Source organism: Ancylobacter sp., assembly GCF_965229075.1.
In the GTDB taxonomy this organism is placed as follows: Bacteria; Pseudomonadota; Alphaproteobacteria; order Rhizobiales; family Xanthobacteraceae; genus Ancylobacter.
Genome location: NZ_CBDDIO010000002.1, coordinates 2,803,282 through 2,829,133 on the forward strand (window position 1 = coordinate 2,803,282; position 25,852 = coordinate 2,829,133).

Genomic DNA, 25,852 nt, shown 5'->3' on the forward strand with positions numbered 1-25,852 from the left:
CTTTCAGTCGGGGAGGATCGGAAAGGCGGGCGGTCAGGCGGACAGGCGGTCCGACTCGTTGCCGGCGTCGCGCAGCACATAGCCGCGGCCCCAGACCGTCTCGATGAAATTGTGTCCCTGCGAGGCGTTGGCCAGCTTCTTGCGCAGCTTGCAGATGAACACGTCGATGATTTTCAGCTCCGGCTCGTCCATGCCGCCATAGAGATGATTGAGGAACATCTCCTTGGTCAGGGTCGTGCCCTTGCGCAGGGAGAGGAGCTCCAGCATCTGGTACTCCTTGCCCGTCAGATGCACGCGGTTGCCGGCGACCTCGACCGTCTTGGTGTCGAGATTGACCACGAGATCGCCCGTGGTGATGACCGACTGCGCATGCCCCTTGGAGCGGCGCACAATGGCGTGGATGCGGGCGACCAGCTCGTCCTTGTGGAACGGCTTGGTGAGATAGTCGTCGGCGCCGAAGCCGAGACCCTTCACCTTGTCCTCGATGCCGGCGAGGCCGGAGAGGATGAGGATCGGCGTCTTCACCTTGGCGACGCGCAGCCCCTTGAGGACATCATAGCCCGACATGTCGGGCAGGTTGAGGTCCAGGAGGATAATGTCGTAATCGTAGAGTTTGCCGAGATCGACGCCCTCTTCACCGAGATCGGTCGTGTAGACGTTGAAGTTCTCGGACTTGAGCATCAGCTCGATGCTCTGCGCGGTCGCGCGGTCGTCCTCGATGAGCAAGACGCGCATGCCAATCCCCTTCCCTCGCCATGGCCCCGGGGGGGTCAGCGCTCAACACGACTCTTTCAAGCCGAGCGTGACCCCACCCCGCGCCCGGCCGACACACACCGATTCGTTACTCGTGAGACAAGGGGTAACAAAAACCGATTCCCGAGCACAAGGCGTGAGCCGAATTATCTTCGAGTCTTCCGCCAAGAGTTTGTTCGAAAATTGGAATTCCAGATCCCAGCCCTTAGAGTCGAATCTTAACAAGCGTGCCTAAGTGAGTCTCTCGACTCCGCTTTCGCGAAAGCCTGACCCCACCGGACGACATCGCGATCATTAATGAGCCCGGTAAACAAATCGTTTCGATCCGGCGGCCTGTCGGCGCTTTCCCCCAGCCGGGCACCCTTTTCCGACGAAAGAGTAAGGAAGCGGCAATATCTGTTGTCGAAAATGGCTTTGCCGCAGCGTGATGGCGGTACGTGACGGCCGCCTTGTCGCGCCCATCGGGGATGCGGGCGGACGACGGAACGGAGTTATGCCGACCATGAAGTCGCTCGATACCCTTATTCGCCTCAAGCGCTTCCAGGCGGAGGAAAAGCGCCGCCATCTCGCCCAGATCGAGACCATGATCGCGGACTTCGACCGCATGGCGCGCGATCTCGAACGCGAGATAGCCGCCGAGGAAGAGCGCTCGGGCATCACCGACACCCAGCATTTCGCCTATTCCACCTATGCCCGCGCCGCCGCCACCCGCCGCGACAATATGCGCCGCTCCGCCGACGAGCTGAAAGGCCAGCTCAGCGAGGCGCGTCTGGCGCTGGACGACGCGCTGGACGAACTCAAGAAGATCGAGGCGCTGGGCGAACGCGAGCGGATCGAGGCGCCGGTGGAAATGACCCCGCGCAACATTGCCGGCCGCGCCCGCGCCGTGCTCGGCGCCTGAACCACCTCAGCCGGCCGGGCGAATGACCGGCACATGCGGCGATGCTCCGGGCGCCATCAGCCCGGAGAGGCGAGGGTCGTCGACGATCTCCACCGCGCTGGCATAGGGACGGAACCCCGCCTTGATGTAGAAGGCCAGCGCGCCCTGCTTGTCATTGGTGCAGGTGTGAACATGCACCCGGCGGGGCTGGCGCGCCCAGGCGCGGGCGAGCGCCCGGTTGATCAGGAAGCGCCCGGCGCCGCTGCCGACCATCTCAGGCACCAGCCCGACAAAGGCGAGTTCGATCTCCCCCGGCTCGCGGCCGTCCAGCTCGATATAGCCGGCCTCCACCCCGTGCTTGCGCAGCAGCAGCACCTCCACCTCGGGGTGCTGGATGATGGCGGCCAGTTCGGCGTCGCTCATGCGCAGCCGCGAGAACCACATCCAGTCCTCGCCGACCCGGCGGAACAGGTCGCGGTACCAGACGGGATCGGGGCAGGGCACGCGCTCCAGCGTCAGCCCCTCGCTCGCGCGCTCCGGCAGCGGCGGCGGCGGGGCGGTCATCTCAAGCATGGTGACGATCGCCGCCACCTTGCCGGGAGGCAGGGGCGTGTAGCCATTGAGATTGAGAATCAGCGGGGCGTCGGTGGCGGTCATGAGCGGCTCGGGTCCGGTGAAGCCCGGCTTTTACCGCCAATTTGGCGCCCCGCGCCATGGGAAAGGGCCACACCGGCGGCCGCAGGGCGCGGTGCGGGCTTCACAGCGGCGAATTTTCAGATATCTTGCGGATAATTCCAGTTAGTACATCTAATGAGAGTGAATTCATGACGGTCGCCGTCACCATCGACCAGGTCGGCAAGAGCTTCGGCAGCGGCGCGCCGGCGCTTTCCAACGTGTCGCTGGATGTGAAGCCCAGCGAGCTGGTGGCGCTGCTCGGGCCTTCCGGTTCGGGCAAGACCACGCTGCTGCGCATCGTCGCCGGGCTGGAGCAGCCGAGCCATGGGCGGGTGCTGTTCAACGGCGAGGACGCGCTTTCCGTGCCGGTGCGCCGGCGCGGCATCGGCTTCGTGTTCCAGAATTACGCCCTGTTCCGCCACATGACGGTGGCGGAGAATGTCGCCTTCGGCCTGCGCTCGCGCCCGCGCGCCGAGCGGCCCTCGGAAGCCGAGATCCGCTCGCGTGTGGCGGACCTTCTCGCGCTGGTGCAGCTGGAAGCCTTTGGCGGCCGCTTCCCGGCGCAGCTTTCCGGTGGTCAGCGCCAGCGCGTGGCGCTCGCCCGCGCGCTCGCCATCGAGCCCAAGGTGCTGCTGCTGGACGAGCCCTTCGGGGCGCTCGACGCGCTGGTGCGCAAGGAACTGCGCCGCTGGCTGCGTGAACTGCATGACCGCACCGGCCATACCACCCTGTTCGTCACCCACGATCAGGAGGAGGCGCTTGAACTCGCCGACCGCGTGGTGGTGATGGGCAAGGGGAAGATCGAGCAGGTCGGCACGCCGGACGATGTCTATGACCGGCCGGAGACCGCTGCCGTGTTCGGCTTCATGGGCGAATCGAGCCGGATCGAGGTCGAGGTCAAGGACGGTGTCGCGCTGGCCGGCGCCACCGCCATCGCCGCCGCGACCCAAGGCGTGCCGGACGGGCCGGGCCTGCTCTATGTGCGCCCGCACGATGTGACGCTGGGTCTGCCGGGCACGGCGGGGCTGAAGGGGCAGGTGCGCGCCTTCCGCCGCCACGGCGCCATTCGTCGGGTGGAGATCGCGGTCGGCAATGCGGTGCTGGAAGCCGACATCGCCCCGACGGTGCGGGTGCCGATTGGCGAGAAGGTGGCGGTGCGGCTCGACCGCGCCCGCCTGTTCGCCTCCGGCGGGCCGGGCGTCGACACCAAGGCCCCGCCGGCGCAGCAGCCGGGCGATTACGCAATCTGAGCGGCGTCCATCCTGAAGCCCTCATCCCCGGCACGATCCGGGTATGGGCGCGTCTGTGCCGTTGCGCATGTCGCGCGATGATCTAGCTTCTCAGGATGGGCGTCGCTTTCTCCTACGTTCTGAATGGCAAGGGCTGGGCCGAGTGTCAGATCGATGTCGATGGCGCGCATCTCTTCATGCGGGCCTCACATCTTTCCGATGCGTTCGATGAAATCGTTCGTGCCACGCTGAGCATGATCGTGAATGGGAGCGTAGAGACCGCGATCTTCAACGATGAACCCGGGACATACCGCTGGCGTCTCACACCCGCCGGCGACCGGCTCAACATTCGGATCGTCAGTTATGACGAACCGTTCGCCCGTGAGACCGATCCGACAGGGTGCTTGTCTTTTGATGCCACCTGCCGCTTGCGTACCTTTGCAGGTGCGGTCCTCGCGGCAGGGCAGCAACTTCGTGCAACGCATGGTGAGGATGGCTACGCAGCGCAGTGGGGCCATCCATTCCCTAACGCGCCCCTCGAGCACCTCAAGCAAGCCCTGCGCAAAGGCTGACGACGCCCGGCCAGGCTGCCCGGGTCACGCCCGAGCATTAGGGGGAACGGGCGGTCAGCGCCGCTCCAGCTTCCACGCTTCCTCGGCCACCGGCTCCTTGCCGCGCAGCCCGCCCTTGAGCGGGTGCTTTTCCAGCAGGGTCACGTGATAGGCCGCGCCATAGTGCCGGCGCACCTCGTGCTCGTTGACGGAGAAAGGCGGGCCGACGGTGAGCAGCGGATCGTAGTCGAAGGTGATCAGCAATTGCCGGGCGCTGTGGGTGAGATGCACGAGATGGCCGGCATAGCGCGCCCGCATCGCCTCCGGCAGCGCGACCAGCGCGGCGCGGTCATAGACGGCATCGACCGGGCCGAGCACGTCGCGGGTGAGGTCGAAGATGTCGCCGACATAGATGGTGATGCCTTCCGCCGCGAAGCGCTCCAGCGGGCCGATCTCGGTGATCTCAGGCGTCACGCCGAGTTCGCTGAACAGCTGTTCGACGGCGAGGCGGCTCAGCTCCGCCCCGGCGACGTCATGGCCATGGCCGAGCAGCCAGTTCATGTCGCGGCTCTTGCCGCAGAGCGGCACGAACACCCGCGCGCCGGGGGCGAGGCCGAGCGCGGAGAAATGCCGGACCAGAAGCGGATGGGCTTCGCTCTCGTGGAAGGCGATCTCGTTCGCTTCCCACTTCTTGTGCCAGAAATCGGGGTCCATGGCGGTGCCCTCCTGTGACGCGGGCCGGCATCCTAGACCCGGCCGGGCGGGTGGCTCAATCGCCCGTCCGGCGCAGGAAGGCGCCGAAGGCGCGCGGGCCATCGGCGACGGGGATCGTCTCCACCACCTTCAGCGTGGCGGCGTCGATGATTTCCAGCGTGTTGGCCTCCCAGCAGGCGACATAGACGAAGGCGCCGTCGCGGCTCGCCGCGATGCCCTCGGGATAGTCGCCGACGGGAATGGTGGCGAGCGTCTTCAGGGTGTCGGTATCGAACACGGTGACGGTCGAATCATATTGGTCGGTGACGAAGGCCCGGCCTTTCGCCAGCGCCACCGCATAGGGCCGCGCGCCGACCTTCACGCGCGCCACCACCTTGCGGTCGGCGAGATCGATCACGCTCACATCGTTGGAGGCGACATTGGCGGTGTAGGCGCGCGCGCCCGTCGCGTCGATGGTGACGCCGAAGGGGCGGGCACCGACGGGAATGGAGGCGAGGCGGGTCAGGGTCTTCGTGTCGATGAGGCTCACCGCGTCGGAATCGCGGTCGGCCGAGACCAGCAGCGCGCCGTCCGGCGTCACCGCAAGGCCGGAGGGCGACTGGCCGACGTCAACTTCGCCGACCACGGCACCGCTCGCCGCGTCTACCGCCTTGATCCGGTGCAGGTACCAGTCGGCGACATAGGCCGGGCTGCCGGAGGGATGAACCGCGACGCCGAGCGGCCCGCCGCCGAGGTCCACCCGGTGGGTGACGGTGCGGCTGGCGGCGTCGACAATGGTCAGCGTCTTGCCGTCCGGCGCGGTGACGAAGGCGCGCGCGCCGTCCGGACTCACCGCGATGCCGGCCGGCTTGCCGGATATGGGCAGGGTTGCCACGACCTTGCGGCTGGCGAGATCGACGACGGAGAGCGTCTCGGCCGGCTGCGAGGTGATGAAGGCCTCATCCGCGCGAGCGGGTGAGGCTGCGAGGAGGGCGAGGAGGGCGCACCAGGCGAGGATCCTCCGAGGCCCGGCTTTGCCGGGCACCTCAGGATGACGACGCTCCATAGGATGACGACGCTCCGTGAGAGTCGCGTCATCTTGAGGCGCGCGCCCTCGGCCCTTGCCTCCGGCCGGCCCGAGGGCAGGCTTCGCGAGCCTCGAAGCGTGCGGAGGGGCAGCGGGTCGAACGCCGAGCGGCCGTTTCATTGCTCTCAGGATGCCGATGCCACATCGTGCACCGTCATCCTGAGGCGCCGGCCGAAGGCCGGCCTCGAAGGATGGTGGGTCCCGAGCAACCATCCCGCCCGCCCTGTCGGAGCCAGTGCTCAGCTGCCGCCCTCGATCTGCTTCTTCAGGCTTTCCAGCCCCGCCTTGTAGAGGCCGGTCACCGCGTTGATCGCGGCTTCGTCGTTCAGCTCCGGCGGCGGGTCGTTATTGGGGTAGCCGCGATAGAAGGCGCCGCGCCACTCGACCTCGGACTTCTTGCCGTCATCGGCGGGGGTGACGACGAGCCAGGAGGAATAATTGGTGACCGGCAGCACCGCCACGTCGACCTTGTCGATGCGGTACATGAGGGTCATCTTCTCCGGCTCGAGCTTGGCGACCTCTTCCTCGACGGTGGCGCCGTTCTTCAGGGTGAGGGTGCGCTTGGCGCCGGGGGCGTTGCCGCCCGTGCCCTCGGTCTTGGCGACCACCGGAATCCAGCCGCCATCCTGGAAGTTGGAGACCACGGCCCACACCTTCTCCGGCGGGGCGTTGATCTCGATCTTCTCGGAGATCTTCTGGCGGGTCGGGCCGTGCGCGGCGGCGGGCGGCAGGGTCGCGAGCAGAGAGGTGGCGGCCAGCGCCGCGGCAAAAAGGTGAAGCTTCATCGTTTCCATCCCGGAGCCAGAGCACGTTCCGCTCGGATTGCCGCGCAATCCGCTCGGTAAAACGTTCTCTATCAATAGTTTAGAGACTGATTCCCCGATCGGGTTGATTCAACCTGATCGGACCAGACCCTACGTGCATTCCGGACTTTTGCGTCCGTTGGCCACCAGTCTAGGGAGGGATTCGCCGTTCGTGAACTCTCTTGCGCGTGGAAAATTTCCCGGGTCGAATTCTTCGGATTTCTTAAGAGAATTCTTTGAGAATCTTAAGAAACGCCGCCCCGAACGCCTCCAGCTTGGCGGCGCCGACGCCCTTGACCCCGGCGAGCTCGCTGCGCGTGCGCGGGTGTTCCACCGCCATCTCCTCCAGCGTCTTGTCGGCGAAGACGACATAGGCCGGCACGTTGCGCTCGGCCGCGAGATCGCGGCGCAGCGCCTTGAGTTTGCCGAGCAGCGCCGCCTCGGCCGGGGCCAGCTCCGCCCCGCTGTCGGACCGGGCGAAGCGCTCGCGCGAGCGCTTGGCCGGGGCGCGCAGGGTGAAGGCGCGCGTGCCCTTCAGCACGGCGAGGCCGGTCTCGGTGAGGGTAAGCGCGCCGAAGCGGGTAGGGTCAGCGTGTAGCGCCCCGGTGGCCACCAGCTGGCGCAGCAGCGCCCGCCATTCCGTCGCCGGCTTGTCGCCGCCGGCGCCGAAATCGGCGAGCTTGTCATGGCCGCGCCCGCAGATCGCATCCGTGCGCTGGCCGGTGACGACGCTGGCGAGATAGGCGGCGCCGAAGCGCTCGCCGGTGGCACGCACGAGGCGCAGCACCAGCTGGGCCTCGGTGCTGGCGTCGATCACCTTGGGCGGATCGCGGCAGACATCGCAGGCGCCGCAGGCCTTGGCGCGCTCGCCGAAATAGCCCAGCAGCACGGCGCGCCGGCAGGTCACTGCCTCGCAGAAGCCGACCATGGCGTCGAGCCGGCGGGCTTCCACCATCTTGCGCTCGGGCGGGGAGGGTTCCTCGTCGAGGAAGCGGCGGCGGGTGGCGATGTCACCGGCGGAATAGAGCAGCAGCGCTTCGGAGGGTTGGCCGTCGCGGCCGGCGCGGCCGATCTCCTGATAATAGGATTCCAGCGTGCCCGGCGCGTCGGCATGCAGCACATAGCGCACATCCGACTTGTCGATGCCCATGCCGAATGCGACGGTGGCGACCATCACCACCCCGTCCTCGGCGAGGAAGATTTCCTGATTGGCGGCGCGCGCCTCCGCGCTCATGCCGGCATGGTAGGGCAAAGCGCGTATGCCGGTGGCGGCGAGCCGCTCGGCGGTCTCGTCCACCTTCTTGCGCGAAATGCGGTAGATGATGCCGGAAAGCCCCGGCCGGGCGCGCACATAGCTCTCGATCTGCCGCGCCGGGTCCTTCTTGTCCTCGACGCCGATGAAGATGTTCGGCCGGTCGAAGCCGGAGACGAAGACCCGCGCCTGCCCGCCGAACAGTCGCTCGACAATGTCGTCGCGCGTCGCCTTGTCGGCGGTGGCGGTCATCGCCACCAGCGGCAGCCCGGGGAAGATCTCGCGCAGCCGGCCGAGGCCGAGATACTCATTGCGGAAGGAATGGCCCCATTGCGAGATGCAGTGCGCCTCGTCCACCGCCACCAGCCCGAGCTTGAAGCGCGACAGCGCCGCCAGCATGCGCTCGGTGAGCAGGCGTTCGGGGGCGAGATAGAGCAGGCGCACTTCGCCCGCCGCCACACGGCGCCAGATCGCGACATTCTCCTCGCGGGATTTTCCCGAGTGGATGGCCTCGGCGGCGACGCCCTGTAGCTTGAGCGCATTCACCTGATCGTCCATCAGCGCGATCAGCGGCGAGACGACGATGGAGAGCCCGCCCTTCACCAGCGCCGGCAATTGGTAGCACAGGGATTTTCCCGCGCCGGTCGGCATCACCGCCAGCGTCGGCACGCCGGCGAGGATGGAATCGACCACCTCCTGCTGGCCGGGGCGGAAACGGTCGAAGCCGAACACCTCGGCGAGCCGCGCCCGCTTCGCCTCCTCGATATGAGGCGGCAGGATGCCGTGCGATGAGGTGACGGGGATATTCATTCCGTGCGTCGTCGTCCGTTTCGGATGCCCTTGGGCGTCATGGGTCTTGATGGCGACCGCGCGGGCGGAAATGGTGGCCGCGCGGCCCCGGGGGATTCGTCGGTCGCGGCGGCGGCCCGCTGAGACCGACAGCCACCCCTTCCGGGAGAATCAGTTGCCAGAGAATCACTCGCGATGAGCCTCGACCTTACTCTTGGTTTAACCCTGGCGGCGCTGCTGTTCGAGGTCGCCTTCGGCTATCCCTCGTTTTTGCTCTCCCGCATCGGCCATCCCGTGATGTGGATCGGCCGGCTGATCGGCGCTCTCGACCGCCATGTCAACCGCGACGCCGCCCCGCCGCGCGAGCGGCGCCTCGCCGGGGTGGGGGCGCTGGTGCTGATCGTGGCGGTGAGCGGCGGCGCCGGGCTGCTGGTGCAGGGGCTGGCGCTGCGTGTGCCGGTGGTCGGCCTGCTGCTGGCCGGGCTCGCCGGCTCCAGCCTGCTGGCGCAGCGCAGCCTCTACCAGTTCGTCGCGGCGGTGGCGGATGGGCTGGAAGTGAGCCTGGAAGAGGGACGGCGCGCGGTGTCGCACATTGTCGGCCGCGACCCGGACAAGCTCGACGAGGCCGGGGTGGCGCGGGCGGCGATCGAGAGCCTGGCGGAGAACTATTCCGACGGGGTGGTGGCGCCGGCCTTGTGGATGGCGGTGGGCGGGCTGCCGGGCGCGGCGATCTACAAGGGCGTGAACACCGCCGACAGCATGATCGGCCATCGCGACGCGCGGCACCTCCATTTCGGCTGGGCCTCGGCGCGGTTCGACGATTTGATCAACCTGCCGGCCGCGCGGCTGGCGGGGTTGCTGATCGTCGCCGGGGCGCTGTTCGTGCCGGGCGCCTCGCCCGTGCGGGCGTGGCGGGCGATGATGCGCGACGCCCGCCGCCACCGCTCGCCCAATGCCGGCTGGCCGGAGGCGGCGATGGCCGGTGCACTCGGCATCGCCATCGCCGGCCCGCGCCATTATGGCGGCAGGCTTTCCGTTGACGGGCTGATGGGCGAGGGTGGGCGTTATGACTGCACCGCCGCCGATATCCGCCGCGCGCTCGCCCTCTACCGCGCGGCGGATGCGGTGATGCTGGCGCTGGTGGCCGGGCTGGCGCTGGTCATGTGGGGGTGGTGAGGACGGGCTTTCCTTCCGCGCCCTCATCCGCGGGCGTGACCCGCGGACCCAGAGGGTGCCGGCGCTCCCGGTCACTGGGTGCCCGGTCAGGCCCGGGCATGAGGGACGTTGGCCGCGATCGCCAGCAGCCGGTCGAGATCGACATGGCGTTCCAGATGCGCGGCCAGGGCGTCGAGGGTGGCTTCGACGCCGGCCTCATAGTCGAGCCCGCTCGGCGGCGCGCCGAGGGTGCTGAGCCAGTGCGCGCGCTGGCGGTCATCCGTGAACAGGCCATGGGCGTAGGTGCCCATCACCCGCCCGTCCGGGGAGACCGCGCCTTCCGGCCCGGCGCCGTCGATCTGCGCGAAGGGGCGGGCGCGGCCGGGGCCCTCGGTCACGCCCATATGCATCTCATAGCCCGAGAAGGGTGCGCCGCCGGCTGACCCGGTGACGGCCACCAGCCGTTTTTCGCCTGACAGCACCGTCTCGACATCGAGCAGGCCCAGGCCGGGCAGCGTGCCGGGCGGGCCTTCGACGCCGTCGGGGTCCGCCAGCGAACGCCCCAGCATCTGGTAGCCGCCGCACAGGCCGAGCACCCGCCCGCCGCGCCTGATATGCGCGAGAAGGTCGATGTCCCAGCCCTCGCGGCGGAAATCGGTGAGGTCGGCAATGGTGGATTTCGAGCCCGGCAGCAGGATGAGCGCGGCATCGGCGGGCAGCGGCGTGCCGAGGCGCACGCGCACGACGTCGACGCCCGGTTCGGCCTCCAACGGGTCGAGGTCGTCGAAATTGGCGATGCGCGGCAGGATCGGCACGGCGATTTTCACCCGCGCGCCCGGCTTCGCCAGCGTCGGAGCGTCGAGCGCCAGCGCGTCCTCCGCCGGCAGGCGGCGGGCCTCGGGGAAGAAGGGGATAAGGCCAAGCGCTTCCCAGCCGGTGCGGGCGGCGATCGCCTCCATGCCGGCGGCGAAGAGAGTGGGGTCGCCGCGAAAGCGGTTGACGAGAAAGCCGCGGATCATCGCCGCGTCGTCCTCCGGCAGCACGGCGCGCGTGCCGACGAGGCTGGCGATGACGCCGCCGCGGTCGATGTCGCCGATCAGCACCACGGGCACATTCGCGGCACGGGCGAAGCCCATATTGGCGATGTCGTTGGTGCGCAGATTGATTTCGGAGGCCGAGCCGGCGCCTTCCACCAGCACGAGGTCGGCCTCGGCCCGCAGCCGCTCATAGCTGTCCAGCACGGCTGCCATGAGGGTGGGCTTGAGCTTTTGATAGTCCGCCGCCTTCGCCGTGCCCTGCGCCCGGCCCTGCACCACCACCTGCGCGCCGATCTCGCTCTGGGGTTTGAGCAGCACCGGGTTCATGTGGACGGAAGGGGCGACCCCGGCGGCGCGGGCCTGCAGCGCCTGCGCGCGGCCGATCTCGCCGCCATCGGGCGTGACGGCGGCGTTGTTCGACATGTTCTGCGGCTTGAACGGGCGCACGATGAGCCCGCACCGGGTGAAGGCGCGGGCGAGGCCGGCGACGATCAGCGACTTGCCGACATCCGAGCCGGTGCCCTGGAACATGAGGGCGAGGGGAGAACGGGGGGCGGTCATGCGCCCTCTCCCCGACGGGGAGAGGGATGGGGTGAGGGGGCTGCCGGGCGATAGGCCGGGAGGCCCCTCACCGACCCGCTGTGCGGGCGACCTCTCCCCGACGGGGAGAGGAAAGAAAGGCCCGCAACAGCAAGGCCCGCATAAGTCGTGGATCCCCGGGTCAAGCCCGAGGATGAGGGGGCGGCCGGCCTCAGCCGCGCCGTGCTTCGAGATAGTCGACGCGGCGTTCCAGATTGGCCTCGCGCACCATGCCGGGGATGAGGAACAGATCGATGATCTGCCCGATGCCGAGCAGGCCGACGGTGAGCAGCCACAGGGCGCCGGTCCAGTAGCGGCCGGTGTAGAAGCGCTGGATGCCGCACACGCCGATCAGGCCGAAGCACCAGAACAGATAGGCGATGGGGGTGGAACGCATCGAAGCGTTTCTCCATGAAAGAACCACGCCGCAACAGCCGGCGTCGTGTCTCACATAGGAATGACGCTGCGCAATTGCGAGATCGCCGCCACGGCCCGCGTGCCGATTTCGACCGGCCGCGCATCAGAACTCGATGCCCTTCTGCGCCTTCACCCCGGCTTTGAAATGGTGCTTCACGAGCCCCATCTCGGTGACGAGATCGGCCGCCTCGATCAGCTCCGGCTTGGCGTTGCGGCCGGTGACGACGATGTGCAGCCCCTCCCGCCGGGCGCTGAGCGCTGCCACCACCTCCGGCAGCGGGAGATAGTCATAGCGCAGGGCGATGTTCAGCTCGTCCAGAATGACCAGCCCGAAGGCGGGGTCGTCCATCATCTCGCGCGCCTTGTCCCAGGCGCGTCGGGCGGACGCGATGTCGCGGGCGAGGTCCTGCGTCTCCCAGGTGAAGCCCTCGCCCATGGAATGCCATTCCACCCGCGTGCCGAAGCTTTCCAGCGCCCGGCGCTCGCCGGAATCCCACGCGCCCTTGATGAACTGGACGACGCCGACCCTGGCCCCGTCCGGCTGGCCGAGCGTGCGCAGCGCGAGGCCGAAGGCGGCGGTCGACTTGCCCTTGCCGGGGCCGGTATGGACGAGCAGCAGGCCCTTTTCGACGGTCTTTTCCGCCACTTCGGCGTCCTGCACCGCCTTGCGCTTTTCCATCTTGGCGCGGTGGCGGGCGGCCTCCTCGGGGGAGATGTCGCTCATGGGGCGCTTCCTTTCACATAGAGCGGCAGGCCGGCGACGGTGAAGACCACGCGCTCCGCGCGGGCGGCGACCATCTGGTTGAGCCGTCCCTGCGCATCGCGGAACCGGCGGGCCAGCGCATTGTCCGGCACGATGGAGAGGCCGACCTCGTTGGAGACGGCCACAATCGGCCCGTCATGGGCGGCGAGCGCCGCGACCAGCGCGGCGGATTCCGTGGCAAGCTCAGCCTCCGCCAGCAGGCGGTTGGACAGCCACAGGGTGAGGCAATCCACCAGCACGGGCCGGCCGGGCGGCAGCGCGGCAAGCGTGGCGGCGAGGTCGTGCGGGGCGTCGAGCGTCTGCCAGCCCTCCGCGCGGCGGGCACGGTGCTCGCCGATGCGCTCTTTCATCTCGTCGTCCCAGGCCTGCGCGGTGGCGATGTAGCACCAGGGCGGGGGCAGGGCGGTGACGAGCGCCTCGGCGTACGCGCTCTTGCCCGAACGCGCGCCGCCGAGGACGAGGGTGAGCGCCCGGCTCACGCGGTCGCGAAGCGCGGGCGAAGCCAGCCGGCCAGGCTGCCCAGCAGCACCCAGAACACGAAGCTGGTGGCGATGCTGGCCACCACGAAGCTGTGGTGCAGCGCCTCCGGTATCGGGCTCTCATGGCTTTCCGGCTGCGGTGCGCCGATGGCGTGCGGCGCGAGGATCAGCGCCACGCCGAGCACGGCGAGAAGCGGCGTGCGGCCGAAGGCCAGCAGAGCAAGGCCGCCCGCCGTGGCGCCCGCGGTGGCGATCCACCACATCTGCCGCGCGGCGAGATCGGCCGCCGGCATGGCCGGCAGTTCCGGCGGCAGACCGAGGCCCGGGGCGAGGGTGAACGCCGCGAAGCCGCCGAGACCCCAGAGCAGGCCCTGGTGCCAGCCCGCGAGCCCCCCGCTCACCTCGCTGGCGGCCACCAGCAGCAGCGCAAAGCCGAAGCCGGTGAGCAGCGAGAAGACGAGGGTGAGGCCGTTGCGTTCCAGCCCGTCCGCCGGTTCCCATGCCTCACCGTCATGCGCATGGGCGGCGGTACCGGGCGCGTGTTCATGCGCCGGCGCCGCTGCAGCGGGGTCGGCCTCGCCCGCGCCCTCAAAGGTTTCAGCCTTGAGGATCAGCGGTACGGTGGTGAAGAGGTGGATGGCGGCGCCGACCAGCCCCGCGCCGATGCCGGCGAGGGCGGCGACGAACAGAATCGTCCTGAAAAGCGACATCAGAGAACCTCCCCCGGTCAGTGGCAGGGGAAGGCGTTGGCGTGACGCACGTCATGCGTCGCATTGTGCATGGCGTCGATGTGGGAGAAGCCCACGCCGCCCAGCACGAACACGCCCAGCAGGGCGGCGAAGGTGATGGCAAGGGCGCGCGAGGCGGGCGAATCCTGAGAGGCGGCGGTGGCGCCGTTGTGGTTCTGCATAGCGGTCTCCATGACCCTCCACCCGAGGGCCGTTACGGGTTGCGTCGCCGGCCGGTCTCCTGGCTCGCGGGTCACGGCCCCATCTCCGCCTTCCCGGCGTTGCCGCCAGTGGCCAATGGAGGAGGGCTCGCCGCTTACAGTTGCGGGGGCAGCCGCGGATTCGGCGTCCACCTTCGAGAAGGTTTTCGCCCCACCGCGTTCCCGTCTTGCGTCCCGTGCGTGTCACGGGAACCGACGACGGCCCGACTATAGCGCGCAATCCGCACGGGGCAATCACGGGGTGCGTGGCATTTGACTTTCCCCCGTCACGCTCCTTTAGTGGCCGCGACCGACGGTTTCCTCCCGCCAGGGAGGGACGAAGAGGGAATGCGGTGCGGGGCTCTCGGGCTCCAATTCCGCGGCTGCCCCCGCAACTGTAAGCGGCGAGCCTCAGCCGGAAGCCACTGGAGACCTCTCCGGGAAGGCGGCGACGAGGCGGCGACCCGCGAGCCAGGAGACCTGCCGGCGGTCCGGTCGTGCGTGCCGGCGGGGTGCCCGGCAGACAGGCAGAGACGCGCCACGGCGCGGCTTCGCGCGGGGATTCCTCCCCGCGACCGACGCATCCCGCGAATCCGTTGCCCGTGGAGATGCCGCATGACCACCGATTTCCGCACCGCCCTCGATCGTGTCCCCTGCACCATCGTCACTGGCTTTCTCGGCTCGGGGAAAACGACGCTGATCCGCCATGTGCTGGAGCATGCCCGCGGCAAGAGGCTGGCGGTGATCGTCAACGAGTTCGGCGATGTCGGCATCGACGGCGACATCCTCAAGGGCTGCGGCATCGACACCTGCCCGGAGGAGAACATCGTCGAACTCGCCAATGGCTGCATCTGCTGCACCGTGGCGGATGATTTCGTGCCGGCGCTCGACGCCATTCTCGCCCGGGAGCCGAAGGTCGACCACATCCTGATCGAGACCTCCGGCCTCGCGCTGCCGAAGCCTTTGGTGCAGGCCTTCCACTGGCCGGCGATCAAGAGCCGGGTGACGGTCGACGGCGTGGTGGCGGTGGTGGATGGCGAGGCGCTGGCCTCCGGCCGCGTGGCGCACGACCACGACGCGCTCGCCGCCCAGCGCGCCGCCGATGACAGCCTCGACCATGACGACCCGATCGAGGAAGTGTTCGACGACCAGATCGCCTGCGCCGATCTCGTCATCCTTACCAAGGCCGACCTGATCGATGTCGCCGGGCAGGCCAAGGCCCGCGCCGCGCTCGACGCCGAACTGCCCAAGGGCGTGCGGGTGGTGAGCGTGACCGAGGGGCGGATCGACCCGGCGATCCTTATGGGGCTTGGCGTCGGCACCGAGAACGACATCGAGAACCGCAAGACGCATCACGATGACGAACTCGACCACGACCATGACGATTTCGACAGCTTCGTCGTCGCGGTGCCCGAAATCGCCGATCCGGCGGAATTTGCGGCCCGGGTGGCGCGGGCGGCGGAGGAGGCGGACGTGCTGCGGGTGAAGGGCTTCCTGCCCGTCGCCGGCAAGAAGATGCGGCTGCTGGTGCAGGCGGTGGGCCCGCGCGTGGCGCATCATTTCGACCGCCCCTGGGGCGACGCCGAGCGCACCGGGCGCCTCGTCGCCATCGGGCTGAAGGGGCTCGACCGCGCCAAGGTGGAGGCGATCCTGGCCGGCGAGAGCGTGGCGGCGTGAACGCGTGGCTGGCATCCGGCGCAACGTCATCCTGAGGTGCCCGGACATCGTCCGGGCCTCGAAGGATGCTGGTTCGGGCACGCGGCGTTACCATCCTTCGAGGCTCGCTTCGCCCGCACCTCAGGATGACGGCGCACGAAAGGTGGAGTTCTGACGTCCCATGCACATTCTCGCCACCAGCTCGTCCAGCCTCGACGATCTCGTCGAGCCGGTCGATCTCGGCCAGACGCCGGGCGAACTGGTGGTGGTGTCCTTCGCCGACAGCGATCTCGGTGCGCTCGCCGCGGCCATGGCGCGGGCGCAGGAGCGGGGCGAGGATCTGCCGAGCCTGCGCCTCGCCAATCTGCGCGACCTCCGGCACCCGATGTCGGTCGATCTCTGGATCGACAGGGTGGCCATCCATGCCCGCATCGTGGTGGTGCGGCTGCTCGGCGGGCTCGACTGGTGGCGCTACGGCGTCGACCGGCTGGCCGCCGAGGCGCGGGCACGGGGCTTCGCGCTTGCGGTGCTGCCCGGCGAGGACCGCGACGACCCGCGCCTCGCCGACGCCTCCACGCTGAACGCGGCGGAGCTGGGCACGCTGCTCGGCTATTTCCGCGCCGGCGGGCCGGGAAATATGGCCGCGCTGCTGCGGGTGCTCGCTGCCCATGCGGGGCGGGCGGTGGCGTCCCCGCCGCCGGCGCCGGAGAACCTGCCGCTGGCGGGGTTTTATGCGTGGAGCGGGGTTTCCCCCTCACCCAACCCTCTCCCCGTCGGGGAGAGGGCTTCTCCAGCCTCGGCTCGACGCTCGTCTTCTCCCTCTCCCCGGCGGGGAGAGGGTCGGGATGAGGGGGCTTCTGCCGCCGCCATCCCGATCATCTTCTACCGCTCCATGGCGCTGGCGGGCGACACCGCGCCGGTGGACGCTCTTTGTGCGGCACTCAGCGCACGGGGGCTCGATCCGCGCCCGATCTATGTCGCCAGCCTGAAGGAGCCGGTCTCCATCGCCTTCCTGCGCGAGGCGTTGGCGGGGATGGAGCCCGCCGCGATCCTGACGCTCACCGCCTTCGCCGCCGCCGATCCCGGCGAGGCGACGGTGCTGGACGCGCCCGGCGTGCCGGTGCTGCAAGCGGTCATCGGCACCACCAGCCGCGCGGGCTGGACGGAAGGCGTGCGTGGGCTGACCAGCGCCGACCTCGCCATGCATGTGGTGCTGCCCGAACTCGACGGGCGGGTGCTGGCCGGGGCGCTCTCCTTCAAGGCGCCGCAGGAGATGCCGTCCGTGCCCGGCTTCGCCGCGCTGGCGAACGCGCCGGTGCCCGACCGGGTGGCGCAGGTGGCGGAGCGCGTCGCGGCGCTGGTGCGGCTGCGGCAGACCCCGCGCGGCGAGCGCCGCGTCGCCGTGCTGATGCCGGACTATGCCGGCGCCCCCGGCCGCACCGGCTGGGCGGTGGGGCTCGACGTGCCGGCGAGCGTGCTCGCGTTGCTCACGGATTTGCGGGACGCCGGCTACCGGGTAGAAAATGTGCCAGCGGACGAGAAGGCGCTGGTGGCGGCGGTGAGGGGGGCCTTTCCCTCTGCCTCAGGTCTCCCCCTCACCCAACCCTCTCCCCGCCGGGGAGAGGGCTTCGTGCGGGACGGCATTCTCTCCCTCGCCGCCTACCGCGCCCATCTCGCTACCCTGCCGCCCGAGGCGGTGGCGGCTGTCGAGGCGGCGTGGGGGGCGCCGGAGGACGACCCGGACCTGATCGACGGCGTCTTCCGCTTCCGCGCGGTCCGCTTCGGCAACGTCACCGTGGCGCTGGCGCCGGAGCGCGGCGATGCGGCGGAGCGGCGGGCGCAGTATCACGACCCGGCGCTGCCGCCACGTCACGGGCTGGTCGCCTTCGGCCTGTGGCTGCAGCAGACCGCCGACGCGCTCGTGCATATGGGCGCGCATGGCACGCTGGAATGGCTGCCGGGCAAGCATGTGGCGCTGACCCGCGCCTGTTTCCCCGAAATCGTGCTCGGCCCGCTCCCCGTCATCTATCCCTTCATCGTCTCCAATCCCGGCGAGGCGGCGCAGGCGAAGCGGCGCGTGGCGGCGGTGACGCTCGGCCATCTGCCGCCGCCGACCGTGGAAGCCGGCCTCGCGGACGACGCCGCTAGCCTGGAGCGGCTGGTGGATGAATATGCCGAGGCCGACGGGCTCGACCGCCGCCGGCGCGAACGCCTCGCCCGGCTCATCGTGGAAGAAGCGACGCGCACCGGCTTTGCCCGCGACGCCGGGCTGGAGGAAGGCGCCGACCCGGAGGAGGCTCTCAAGCAGATCGACGCCTTTCTCTGCGACATCAAGGAGATGCGGCTGAAGGACGGTTTCCATGTCTATGGCCGCGGCCCCTGCGGCGCGGCGGAGCGCGACGGGCTGCTGGCGGCGCTGGATGGGCGCCGCGTGCCCGCCGGGCCGGCCGGCGCGCCGGGGCGTGGGCGGACGGATGTGATGCCGACCGGGCGGAACCTGTTCACCAGCGATCCCCGTGCCTTGCCGACGCCGACCGCGATGGACCTCGGCCGGCTGGCGGCGGAGGAGATCGTGCGCGCCTATGCGCAGGCGCATGGCGACTGGCCGCGTTCCCTAGTGCTCGACCTCTGGGGCAGCGCGACGTTGCGCACCGGCGGCGAGGAGATCGCGCAAGGCCTGGCGCTGATCGGTGCCCGGCCGGTGTGGGACCCCGGTTCGGGCCGCGTCACCGGCATTGAGGTGCTGCCGCCGGCGGTGCTGGGGCGCCCGCGCGTCGATGTCACCTTCCGCATTTCCGGCCTGTTCCGTGACCTCTTCCCCGCGCAGATCGCGCTGCTCGACGCCGCGCTCAGGGCGGTGGCCGGGCGCGAGGAGAGCGAGGAGGAAAACCCGCTGCGTGCTGCGGGCGAGGGGGCGGTGCGCATCTTCGGCACCGCGCCGGGGGCCTATGGCGCCGGGCTGGAACGCCGCGCCGACGGAATGGAGCGGGAGGCGCTGGCCGACGCCTATCTCGCCAGCGCCTCGTATGCCTATGGCGGCGCGGAAGGAGCGGGGCGGGCGGTGGAGGGTTTCGCGGCGCGGGTGGCGGCGGCGGATATGCTGGTGCACGGCGCCGACGATCCCGGCCGTGACCTGCTGGAAGGCGACGCCGATCTCGCCTTTATCGGCGGCTTCGCGGCGGCGGCGGAAAAGCTCGGTCGCACGCCGGATCTCGTGGTGCTCGACACCTCCGACCCTGCCCGGCCGCAGGCCCGCCCTTTGGCGGCGGCGCTGGCGCGGATCGTGCGCGGGCGGGTTAACCCGCGCTATCTCGACGGGCTGAAGCGCCACGGCCCGCGCGGGGCTGCGGAGATGGCGGAGACGGTGGACCGGCTGATCGGCTTCGCCGAGGCGACACGCGCCGTGCCCGGCCACCTGATCGACGCGCTGCACGCCGCCTATGCCGGCGAGGCCGGCATGCGCGCCTTCCTGATGGAGGCCTCGCCCGAGGCAGCGCGCTTCATCGCCGCCCGGTTCGACGGCGCGCGCGACAAGGGCTTCTGGCACCCGCGCCGCAACGATGTGGGAATGGCTCTGGCGCAGCTTTCCGGGGAGGCGGCGGAATGAGCGCGCTCCCTGCACTGCGCCGGGGCGCCTGCCCGAGCCTGCCGGAGCCGATGCAAACCGGCGACGGGCTGCTGGCACGTTTGCAACCGCTCGCGCCGTTGACGCTGGACCAGCTCGCCGGACTGGCGCTTCTGGCGGCAGAGCGCGGCAATGGCATTCTTGAGGTGACGGCACGCGGCAAGCTGCAATTGCGCGGGCTGACGCCGGCCACCGCGCCGGGCCTCGCCGAAGCGGTGGCGGCGCTCGGCATCGACGTGCCGCAGGGCTTTCCGGTGGAAGTGAGCGCGCTGGCGGGGCGCGACCCCGAGGGGCGGTTCGATCCGCGCCCGCTGGCGCGGGCGATCTCTGAGCGCGCCGCGCCGCTGGTGCCGCATCTCGCGCCGAAGGCCTCCGTCGTGGTGGATGGCGGCGGGCGTTTCCGGCTCGGCGGGCTGAAGGCGGACATCGCGCTGAGCGCCGGGGAGGACGGGCTGTCGCTGGCGCTGGCGGGCCAGCCGTGCGGTGTGGTGCAACATGCGAGGGCGACGGAAGTCGTCGTCGCCCTGCTGCAACGCCTCGCCGCGCAGGGGCCGGCGGCGCGCATGGCGGGCCTCGTGGCGGCGGAAGGCATCGAGGCGCTGCGCGTCGCCTGTCGCCTCGCGCCGCCCGTTGGTACGCCGGAGGAGGGCGCTGACCCTGTGGGCCTGCACACGCTGGCCGATGGCAGCGTCGCGCTCGGAATCGGCCTCGCCTTCGGGCAGGTCCGGGCGGCGGTGCTGGCGAATCTGATCGACGCCGCGCACGGGGCGGGCGTGACCGAGGTCGAGCCCGCCGCCGGGCGGGCGCTGCTGCTGATCGGGCTCGCGCCCGAGGCGGCGGAAACCCTGCGCGCGCAGGCATCGGGGCTCGGTTTCCTCACCGATCCCGGCGACCCCCGCCGGCGCGTCTTCGCCTGCGCCGGCCGCCCGGCCTGCGCCTCCGCGCGGCTCGACACGCACGCGCTGGCGGCGACGCTGGTGCCGCTGCTGGGCGGGCGGACGCTGCACGTCTCGGGCTGCCCCAAGGGCTGCGCGCATCCCTCAAAGGCGGGACTGACCATTGTGGGGCTGGACGAGGGGGCGGGTCTCGTGGTCGAAGGCACGCCGCGCGATGCGCCCGCCCGCATCGTGCCTCCCGCGCAGTTGCGCGAGACGATTGAGAAGGATCTGGCCTGAGTGTCCACCCCGTTCGATTATGAGCGCGACGGCAATGCGATCTATGAGCGCTCCTTCGCCATCATCCGCGAGGAGGCCGAACTCGGCCGCTTCACGCCTGAGGAGGCGGATGTGGCGGTGCGGATGATCCATGCCTGCGGGCTGGTGGAAGCCGCCTTCGCCATCGATTTCGCCCCCGATCTGGTGCGGGCGGCGCGTGGCGCGCTCAGGGCCGGCGCGCCGATCCTGTGCGACGCGCAGATGGTGGCGCATGGCGTCACCCGCGCCCGCCTGCCGGCGCAGAACGAGGTGATCTGCACGCTGCGCGACCCTGAAGTGCCCGGTCTCGCCGAGCGGCTTGGCACCACGCGCTCGGCCGCCGCGCTGGAACTGTGGCGCGACCATATGGAAGGCGCTGTCATCGCCATCGGCAACGCCCCCACCGCGCTGTTCCGCCTGCTCGAAATGCTGGACGCCGGGGCGCCGAAACCGGCGGCGATTCTGGGCATTCCCGTCGGCTTTGTCGGCGCGGCCGAATCCAAGGACGCGCTGGCGCTGGGCGATCACGGCGTGCCTTGGCTGGTGGTGCGCGGGCGACTCGGGGGCAGCGCCATGGCGGCGGCGGCGGTGAACGCGCTGGCGAGGCCGGGCCTATGAGCGAGATCGCGCAGGGGCGGCTGATCGGCGTCGGCGTCGGGCCGGGCGACCCGGACCTCATCACGCTGAAGGCGGTGCGGGCACTCGGCGCGGCGGATGTGGTCGCCTATTTCGCCAAGCTCGGCAATGCCAGCCATGCCCGCGCCATCGCCCATCCGCATTTCCGCGCCGGGGCGGAGGAACTGCCGCTCGGCTACCCCGTGACCACGGAAATGCCGAAGGACGAGGCGCCCTATCGCACCGCGATCACGGGCTTCTACGAGGCGGCGGCGGAGGCGGTGGCGGCGCATCTGGCGGCCGGGCGCACCGTGGCGGTGCTCTCCGAGGGCGACCCGATGTTCTACGGCTCCTACATGCATCTGCATGTGCGGCTGGCGCATCGCTTCCCGACCGAAGTCATTGCCGGCGTTACCGGCATGTCCGGCTGCTGGTCGCAGGCCGGCACCCCCATCGCCCAGGGCGACGATGTGCTGAGCGTGCTGCCGGGCACGCTCTCCGAGGCGGAACTCGCCCGCCGGCTGGCCGGCACCGATGCGGCGGTCATCATGAAGGTGGGGCGCAATCTGCCGAAGATCCGGCGGGCGCTGGCGGCGGCCGGGCGGCTGGAGCGGGCGATGTATGTCGAGCGCGGCACCATGGCGGGCAGCCTGTGCGAACATCTGGCGGCGCGCGGCGATGCGCCCGCGCCCTATTTCGCCATCGTGCTGGTGCCGGGCTGGGAGGGGCGGACATGACCAAGGGCAAGCTGTTCGTCATCGGCCTCGGCCCCGGCGAGTCGCGCTTCCTCACCCCGGAAGCGAGCGCGGCGCTCGGCGCGGCCGAGGCGCTTTATGGCTACGAGCCCTATCTCGCCCGGGTGCCGATGCGCGCGGGGCAGACGCGCCACCCCTCCGACAATCGCGAGGAACTGGTGCGCGCCGGCGCGGCGCTGGCCCATGCCGCCGCCGGGGCGACAGTGGCGATGGTCTCGGGCGGCGATCCCGGCGTGTTCGCGATGGCGGCGGCGGTGATCGAGGCGATCGAGGCCGGACCGGCGGAGTGGCGGGCGCTCGATCTCGCCATCGTGCCCGGAATCACCGCCATGCTGGCGGTGGCGGCGAAATGCGGCGCGCCGCTGGGGCATGATTTCTGCGCCATCTCGCTCTCCGACAATCTCAAGCCCTGGGAGGTGATCGAGAAGCGGCTGCGCCTCGCCGCGCAGGCGGGCTTCGCCATGGCGTTCTACAACCCGGTCTCGAAGGCCCGCCCGCACCAGCTCGACACCGCTTTCGAGATTCTGCGCGCCGAATTGCCGGCGAGCGTGCCGGTGATTTTCGGCCGCGCGGTGGGGCGGCCGGATGAGCGTATGCGGGTGGTGCCGCTCGGCCATGCGCGCGGCCACATGGCCGACATGGCGACCTGCATCATCGTCGGTTCGCCGGAGACGCGGCTGGTGGAGCGCCCCGGCCTGCCGGCGCTGGTCTACACGCCGCGCCGCGCCGGGGAGGAGTGATGAGGGAGGCGCTCCAGCCACTCCAGCACGCCGTCCACGTTGTCGACCGTCTCGACCTCGGGCCGTGCCGGCCGGGCGACCATGATCACCTCGATGCCGAGCGCGCGGGCGGCTTTGATCTTGCCATAGGTCGCTTCCCCGCCGCTGTTCTTGGACAGGAGGGCGTCGATGCGGTGGGCGGTCAGCAGCGCGTACTCGTCCGCTTCCGCGAACGGGCCGCGCGCCTCGATATAGCGCGCCTGCGGCAGGGCGAGCGGCGGCAAGACGGGGTCGATGCTGCGCACGAGATAGGCATGCTGCGGGGCGGCCTCCAGCGCGCGCACCTCGTTGCGGCCGAGCGCCACCAGCACCCGGCGCGGGGCGGAGCCGAGCTTTTCGACTGCCTCGGGAATGTCCGCGGCCTCCCGCCAGACATCGCCCGGCTGGCGCTGCCATGCGGGCCGCAGCAAAGCCAGCAGCGGCACGCCGGCGCGGCGGGCGGCCTCAGCGGCATTGTGCGACATGGTGGCCGCGAAGGGGTGGGTGGCGTCGATCACCGCGTCGATGCGCTCGGTTTTCAGATGGGCTTCGAGGCCGTCCACCCCGCCGAAGCCGCCGGAGCGGGTGGGGGCCTCCACAGGCAGCGGGTTGCGCGTGCGCCCGGCCAGCGACAGGCTCACCGCGAATCCCCCGTGCGCGGCGAGCCGTGCTGCGAGATCGCGGGCCTCATTGGTGCCGCCGAGGATGAGCAGGCGCGGGGCGCCGGCCTCCCGGCCGTTTTCGGATGCGTTCATGCCCGACCGTGAAACCATCGCCCCGACCGCGTCAACCGCTGACGACCGCTGGCTCACCCTTGTCGGCATTGGCGAGGACGGGCTGGAGGGCCTTTCCCCCGCCGCGCGGGCGGCGGTGGAGGCGGCGGAAATCGTGTTCGGCGGCGCGCGGCATCTGGCGCTGGCGGGCGATGCGGTGCGGGGCGAGGCGCGGGCCTGGCCGAGCCCGTTCGCGCGCGGCATCGAGGCGGTGCTGGCGGCCCGGGGCAGGCGGGTTTGCGTGCTGGCCTCGGGCGACCCTTTCCTGCACGGTGTCGGCGCCACGCTGGCGCGGCAGGTGCCGGCGGAGGAGATGCGCGTGTTTCCCGCGCCCTCCGCCTACAGCCTCGCCAGTGCCCGGCTCGGCTGGCCGCTGGCGGAGGTGACCTGCCTCACCGTGCATGGTCGTTCGCTCGATCTGGTGCGGGCGCATCTTTACCCCGGCCGGCGTCTGCTGGTGCTGACCTCGGACGGCGCCGGGCCGGGCGAGATCGCGCACCTGCTGGCGGAAAGCGGCTTTGGCGACTCGTCGCTCACCGTGCTGGAAGCGCTGGGCGGCCCGCGCGAGCTTGTGCGCCACGCCCCGGCCGAAGGCTTCGCGCTTAGGGATATCGACCCGCTGAACGTGCTTGCCATCGAGGTGGCGGCCGGGGAGGGCGCGCGCATCATTGCCCGGGCGCCGGGCCTGCCGGACACGCTGTTCGCGCATGACGGGCAATTGACCAAGCGCGAGATCCGCGCGGTGACGCTGTCCGCCCTCGCGCCCCGCCGGGGGGAGCTTCTGTGGGACATCGGCGCCGGCGCCGGTTCGGTCGGCATCGAATGGATGCTGGCCGACCCCTCGCTCGCCGCCATCGGCATCGAGGAACATCCCGAGCGGGCGGCGCGGGCGCGGCGCAATGCGAGCGCGCTCGGCGTGCCGGGGCTGGAGATCGTCGAGGGGCGGGCGCCCGAGGCGCTTTCCGGCCTGCCGGCGCCGGACGCGATCTTCCTCGGCGGGGGGGCGGGCGATGAAGGCGTGATGGAGGCCGCGCTGGCCGCGCTCAAGCCCGGCGGGCGGCTGGTCGCCAATGCGGTGACGCTGGAGACCGAGGCGCTGCTCATCGCCCGCCATGCGGCGCTGGGTGGCGACCTTACACGCCTCTCCATCGCCCGGGCCGTGCCGGTGGGTGGGCTCACCGGCTGGCGGCCGGCCATGCCGGTGACGCAATGGAGCTGGGTGAAGCCGGGGGATGCGCCGTGATCGTCGCCGGTGTCGGCAGTCGGCGCGGCGTCACCTCGGAGGAGGTGTGCGCGGCGGTGCGCGGGGCGATGGAGCGCCACGGCGTGAAACTGTGCGACATCTCGCTGATGGCGACCCCGGCGGCCAAGGGCAGCGAGGCCGGCATCATCAAGGCGGCGCTCGATCTCGGCCTGTTGCTGGTCATGGTGCCGCAGCGCCAGCTGGAGGCGGCGGGCACGCGGGCGATGACCCATTCCGACCGCGTCGTGGCGCTGATGGGCGTGCCCTCGGTGGCGGAAGCCTCGGCGCTGGCCGTGGCCGGGCGGCGCTCCACGCTGATCGGCCCGCGCTTCGTGCTGGGGCCGGTGACCTGCGCCTTCGCGCGCGAGGCGGAGAAGGGAGAGGCACCGTGACCGTGCATTTCATCGGCGCCGGGCCCGGCGCGGCCGACCTGATGACGCTGCGCGGGCGTGACCTCATCGCCCGCTGTCCGGTGTGCCTCTATGCCGGTTCCATCGTGCCGCCGGAGGTGCTGGCCTGGTGCCCGGCGGGCGCGCGCATCGTCGATACCGCGCCGCTGTCGCTCGACGACATCGAGGCGGAGTTCGTCGCGGCGCAGGCGTTGGGGCAGGATGTGGCGCGGCTGCAGTCGGGCGACCTCTCGATCTATTCGGCGGTGGCCGAGCAGATCCGCCGGCTGGAAAAGCACGGCATCGCCTACACGCTCACCCCCGGCGTGCCCGCCTTCGCGGCGGCGAGCGCGGTGCTGGGGCGCGAATTCACCGTGCCCGGTCTGGCGCAGAGCCTCGTCATCACCCGCGTCTCCGGCCGCGCCTCGGCCATGCCGGCGGGCGAGACGCTGGCGGCCTTCGGCGCGACGGGGGCGACGCTTGCCATCCACCTCGCCATTCACGCGCTTGAACAGGTGGTCGAAGAGCTGGCGCCGCTCTACGGGTCGGATTGCCCCGTCGCCGTGGTGGTGGAGGCGAGCCGGCCGCGCGAGCGGGTGATCCGCGGCACGCTGGCCGACATTGCGGGAAAGCTTGCGGCGGAGCCGGTGGAGCGCACCGCGCTCATCCTGGTCGGCCGGGCGCTGGCGCCGGAGGGTTTCCGCGAGAGCGCGCTCTATGACGCCGCCTATCAGCGCCGCTTCCGGGGGCGGGAATGAGGGGGCGCCTGCCTTTC

General features: G+C 70.6%; 26 protein-coding genes and 2 riboswitches. Of the genes, 13 read left to right on the forward strand and 13 right to left on the reverse strand.

Translation table 11 applies throughout. The features are described from left to right. Positions 1 to 33: 33 nt before the first annotated feature. Positions 34 to 735 carry a response regulator transcription factor CtrA gene (gene ctrA / locus ACO07Z_RS19170; protein ID WP_091435836.1) on the reverse strand — a complete coding sequence of 234 codons (702 nt, stop codon included), beginning with the start codon at positions 733 to 735 and terminating at the stop codon, positions 34 to 36. Positions 736 to 1,255: 520 nt separating this feature from the next. Here ctrA and ACO07Z_RS19175 point away from each other — a divergent pair. After that, positions 1,256 to 1,654, forward strand: a complete 399-nt coding sequence (locus ACO07Z_RS19175; RefSeq protein WP_421700169.1) for a flagellar export protein FliJ — start codon at positions 1,256 to 1,258, stop codon at positions 1,652 to 1,654. 6 nt (positions 1,655 to 1,660) lie between these two features. On the opposite strand, the gene ACO07Z_RS19180 is transcribed toward ACO07Z_RS19175, so the two are convergent. Further along, on the reverse strand, positions 1,661 to 2,290 hold the full coding sequence (locus tag ACO07Z_RS19180) for a GNAT family N-acetyltransferase (RefSeq protein ID WP_421700170.1): 630 nt from the start codon (positions 2,288 to 2,290) through the stop codon (positions 1,661 to 1,663). Between the two features lie 167 nt (positions 2,291 to 2,457). Between ACO07Z_RS19180 and ACO07Z_RS19185 the strand changes: the two genes are divergently transcribed. Both ACO07Z_RS19185 and ACO07Z_RS19190 read left to right on the forward strand, forming a co-directional pair. Continuing rightward, positions 2,458 to 3,558 carry a sulfate/molybdate ABC transporter ATP-binding protein gene (locus ACO07Z_RS19185; protein ID WP_421700171.1) on the forward strand — a complete coding sequence of 367 codons (1,101 nt, stop codon included), beginning with the start codon at positions 2,458 to 2,460 and terminating at the stop codon, positions 3,556 to 3,558. A gap of 95 nt (positions 3,559 to 3,653) precedes the next feature. Beyond that, complete coding sequence (locus tag ACO07Z_RS19190; protein ID WP_421700172.1) at positions 3,654 to 4,109, forward strand: hypothetical protein; 456 nt, start codon at positions 3,654 to 3,656, stop codon at positions 4,107 to 4,109. Positions 4,110 to 4,163: 54 nt separating this feature from the next. Here ACO07Z_RS19190 and tmpT read toward each other — a convergent pair whose 3' ends face one another. From tmpT to recQ, 4 genes are all read right to left on the reverse strand, one after another. After that, the gene (tmpT, locus tag ACO07Z_RS19195; protein ID WP_421700173.1) at positions 4,164 to 4,802 is read right to left on the reverse strand and encodes a thiopurine S-methyltransferase; all 639 of its coding nucleotides are present in this window, start codon (positions 4,800 to 4,802) and stop codon (positions 4,164 to 4,166) included. Positions 4,803 to 4,857: 55 nt separating this feature from the next. After that, positions 4,858 to 5,847, reverse strand: a complete 990-nt coding sequence (locus ACO07Z_RS19200; protein ID WP_421700174.1) for a YncE family protein — start codon at positions 5,845 to 5,847, stop codon at positions 4,858 to 4,860. Positions 5,848 to 6,107: 260 nt separating this feature from the next. Then, a complete protein-coding gene (locus tag ACO07Z_RS19205) occupies positions 6,108 to 6,653 on the reverse strand; it encodes an SRPBCC family protein (RefSeq protein ID WP_421700175.1) in 546 nt (181 codons plus the stop codon). Positions 6,654 to 6,894: 241 nt separating this feature from the next. Beyond that, the gene (gene recQ, locus ACO07Z_RS19210; protein WP_421700176.1) at positions 6,895 to 8,733 is read right to left on the reverse strand and encodes a DNA helicase RecQ; all 1,839 of its coding nucleotides are present in this window, start codon (positions 8,731 to 8,733) and stop codon (positions 6,895 to 6,897) included. Between the two features lie 174 nt (positions 8,734 to 8,907). Between recQ and cbiB the strand changes: the two genes are divergently transcribed. Further along, entirely contained in the window at positions 8,908 to 9,888 is a 981-nt protein-coding gene (gene cbiB, locus ACO07Z_RS19215) for an adenosylcobinamide-phosphate synthase CbiB (protein ID WP_421700177.1), read from the forward strand. Between the two features lie 86 nt (positions 9,889 to 9,974). On the opposite strand, the gene ACO07Z_RS19220 is transcribed toward cbiB, so the two are convergent. The 6 genes from ACO07Z_RS19220 to ACO07Z_RS19245 form a co-directional block, all read right to left on the reverse strand. Continuing rightward, positions 9,975 to 11,465, reverse strand: a complete 1,491-nt coding sequence (locus ACO07Z_RS19220; RefSeq protein WP_421700178.1) for a cobyric acid synthase — start codon at positions 11,463 to 11,465, stop codon at positions 9,975 to 9,977. 190 nt (positions 11,466 to 11,655) lie between these two features. Then, the gene (locus tag ACO07Z_RS19225) at positions 11,656 to 11,880 is read right to left on the reverse strand and encodes an NINE protein (RefSeq protein WP_244375471.1); all 225 of its coding nucleotides are present in this window, start codon (positions 11,878 to 11,880) and stop codon (positions 11,656 to 11,658) included. Positions 11,881 to 12,003: 123 nt separating this feature from the next. After that, positions 12,004 to 12,624, reverse strand: a complete 621-nt coding sequence (gene cobO, locus ACO07Z_RS19230) for a cob(I)yrinic acid a,c-diamide adenosyltransferase (protein WP_421700179.1) — start codon at positions 12,622 to 12,624, stop codon at positions 12,004 to 12,006. Beyond that, on the reverse strand, positions 12,621 to 13,142 hold the full coding sequence (gene cobU, locus ACO07Z_RS19235; RefSeq protein ID WP_421700180.1) for a bifunctional adenosylcobinamide kinase/adenosylcobinamide-phosphate guanylyltransferase: 522 nt from the start codon (positions 13,140 to 13,142) through the stop codon (positions 12,621 to 12,623). Before cobU ends, cobO begins: the two co-directional genes overlap by 4 nt. Further along, positions 13,139 to 13,852 carry a CbtA family protein gene (locus ACO07Z_RS19240; RefSeq protein WP_421700181.1) on the reverse strand — a complete coding sequence of 238 codons (714 nt, stop codon included), beginning with the start codon at positions 13,850 to 13,852 and terminating at the stop codon, positions 13,139 to 13,141. The genes cobU and ACO07Z_RS19240 overlap by 4 nt, the downstream gene beginning before the upstream one ends. A 17-nt stretch (positions 13,853 to 13,869) precedes the next feature. After that, positions 13,870 to 14,052, reverse strand: a complete 183-nt coding sequence (locus ACO07Z_RS19245) for a CbtB domain-containing protein (RefSeq protein WP_421700182.1) — start codon at positions 14,050 to 14,052, stop codon at positions 13,870 to 13,872. Positions 14,053 to 14,084: 32 nt separating this feature from the next. After that, positions 14,085 to 14,303: riboswitch (cobalamin riboswitch) on the reverse strand. A gap of 64 nt (positions 14,304 to 14,367) precedes the next feature. After that, a riboswitch (cobalamin riboswitch) is annotated at positions 14,368 to 14,572 on the forward strand. Between the two features lie 113 nt (positions 14,573 to 14,685). On the opposite strand from ACO07Z_RS19245, the gene cobW reads away from it, so the two are divergent. From cobW to ACO07Z_RS19275, 6 genes are all read left to right on the forward strand, one after another. Further along, positions 14,686 to 15,747 carry a cobalamin biosynthesis protein CobW gene (gene cobW, locus ACO07Z_RS19250; RefSeq protein WP_421700183.1) on the forward strand — a complete coding sequence of 354 codons (1,062 nt, stop codon included), beginning with the start codon at positions 14,686 to 14,688 and terminating at the stop codon, positions 15,745 to 15,747. A gap of 160 nt (positions 15,748 to 15,907) precedes the next feature. After that, positions 15,908 to 19,333, forward strand: a complete 3,426-nt coding sequence (gene cobN, locus ACO07Z_RS19255) for a cobaltochelatase subunit CobN (RefSeq protein WP_421700184.1) — start codon at positions 15,908 to 15,910, stop codon at positions 19,331 to 19,333. Next, the gene (gene cobG, locus ACO07Z_RS19260; protein WP_421700185.1) at positions 19,330 to 20,526 is read left to right on the forward strand and encodes a precorrin-3B synthase; all 1,197 of its coding nucleotides are present in this window, start codon (positions 19,330 to 19,332) and stop codon (positions 20,524 to 20,526) included. The genes cobN and cobG overlap by 4 nt, the downstream gene beginning before the upstream one ends. Further along, positions 20,527 to 21,162, forward strand: a complete 636-nt coding sequence (locus ACO07Z_RS19265; protein ID WP_421700186.1) for a precorrin-8X methylmutase — start codon at positions 20,527 to 20,529, stop codon at positions 21,160 to 21,162. Beyond that, positions 21,159 to 21,896, forward strand: coding sequence for a precorrin-2 C(20)-methyltransferase (locus tag ACO07Z_RS19270; RefSeq protein ID WP_421700187.1), 738 nt, complete (start codon positions 21,159 to 21,161; stop codon positions 21,894 to 21,896). Before ACO07Z_RS19265 ends, ACO07Z_RS19270 begins: the two co-directional genes overlap by 4 nt. Beyond that, a complete protein-coding gene (locus ACO07Z_RS19275) occupies positions 21,893 to 22,654 on the forward strand; it encodes a precorrin-3B C(17)-methyltransferase (RefSeq protein ID WP_421700188.1) in 762 nt (253 codons plus the stop codon). Before ACO07Z_RS19270 ends, ACO07Z_RS19275 begins: the two co-directional genes overlap by 4 nt. Here the strand turns inward: ACO07Z_RS19275 and ACO07Z_RS19280 are convergent. Next, positions 22,624 to 23,427: a cobalt-precorrin-6A reductase gene (locus tag ACO07Z_RS19280; protein ID WP_421700189.1), complete on the reverse strand. Its 804-nt coding sequence runs from the start codon at positions 23,425 to 23,427 to the stop codon at positions 22,624 to 22,626. The genes ACO07Z_RS19275 and ACO07Z_RS19280 overlap by 31 nt on opposite strands. On the opposite strand from ACO07Z_RS19280, the gene cbiE reads away from it, so the two are divergent. Genes cbiE through cobM form a run of 3 tightly spaced genes read left to right on the forward strand, consistent with a single transcriptional unit; the run spans position 23,426 to position 25,835 of the window. Further along, entirely contained in the window at positions 23,426 to 24,688 is a 1,263-nt protein-coding gene (gene cbiE, locus ACO07Z_RS19285; RefSeq protein WP_421700190.1) for a precorrin-6y C5,15-methyltransferase (decarboxylating) subunit CbiE, read from the forward strand. The two genes, ACO07Z_RS19280 and cbiE, sit on opposite strands and share 2 nt — an antisense overlap. Beyond that, complete coding sequence (locus ACO07Z_RS19290) at positions 24,685 to 25,080, forward strand: cobalamin biosynthesis protein (protein WP_421700191.1); 396 nt, start codon at positions 24,685 to 24,687, stop codon at positions 25,078 to 25,080. The genes cbiE and ACO07Z_RS19290 overlap by 4 nt, the downstream gene beginning before the upstream one ends. Then, positions 25,077 to 25,835: a precorrin-4 C(11)-methyltransferase gene (gene cobM, locus ACO07Z_RS19295; RefSeq protein WP_421700192.1), complete on the forward strand. Its 759-nt coding sequence runs from the start codon at positions 25,077 to 25,079 to the stop codon at positions 25,833 to 25,835. Before ACO07Z_RS19290 ends, cobM begins: the two co-directional genes overlap by 4 nt. Positions 25,836 to 25,852 lie beyond the last annotated feature (17 nt).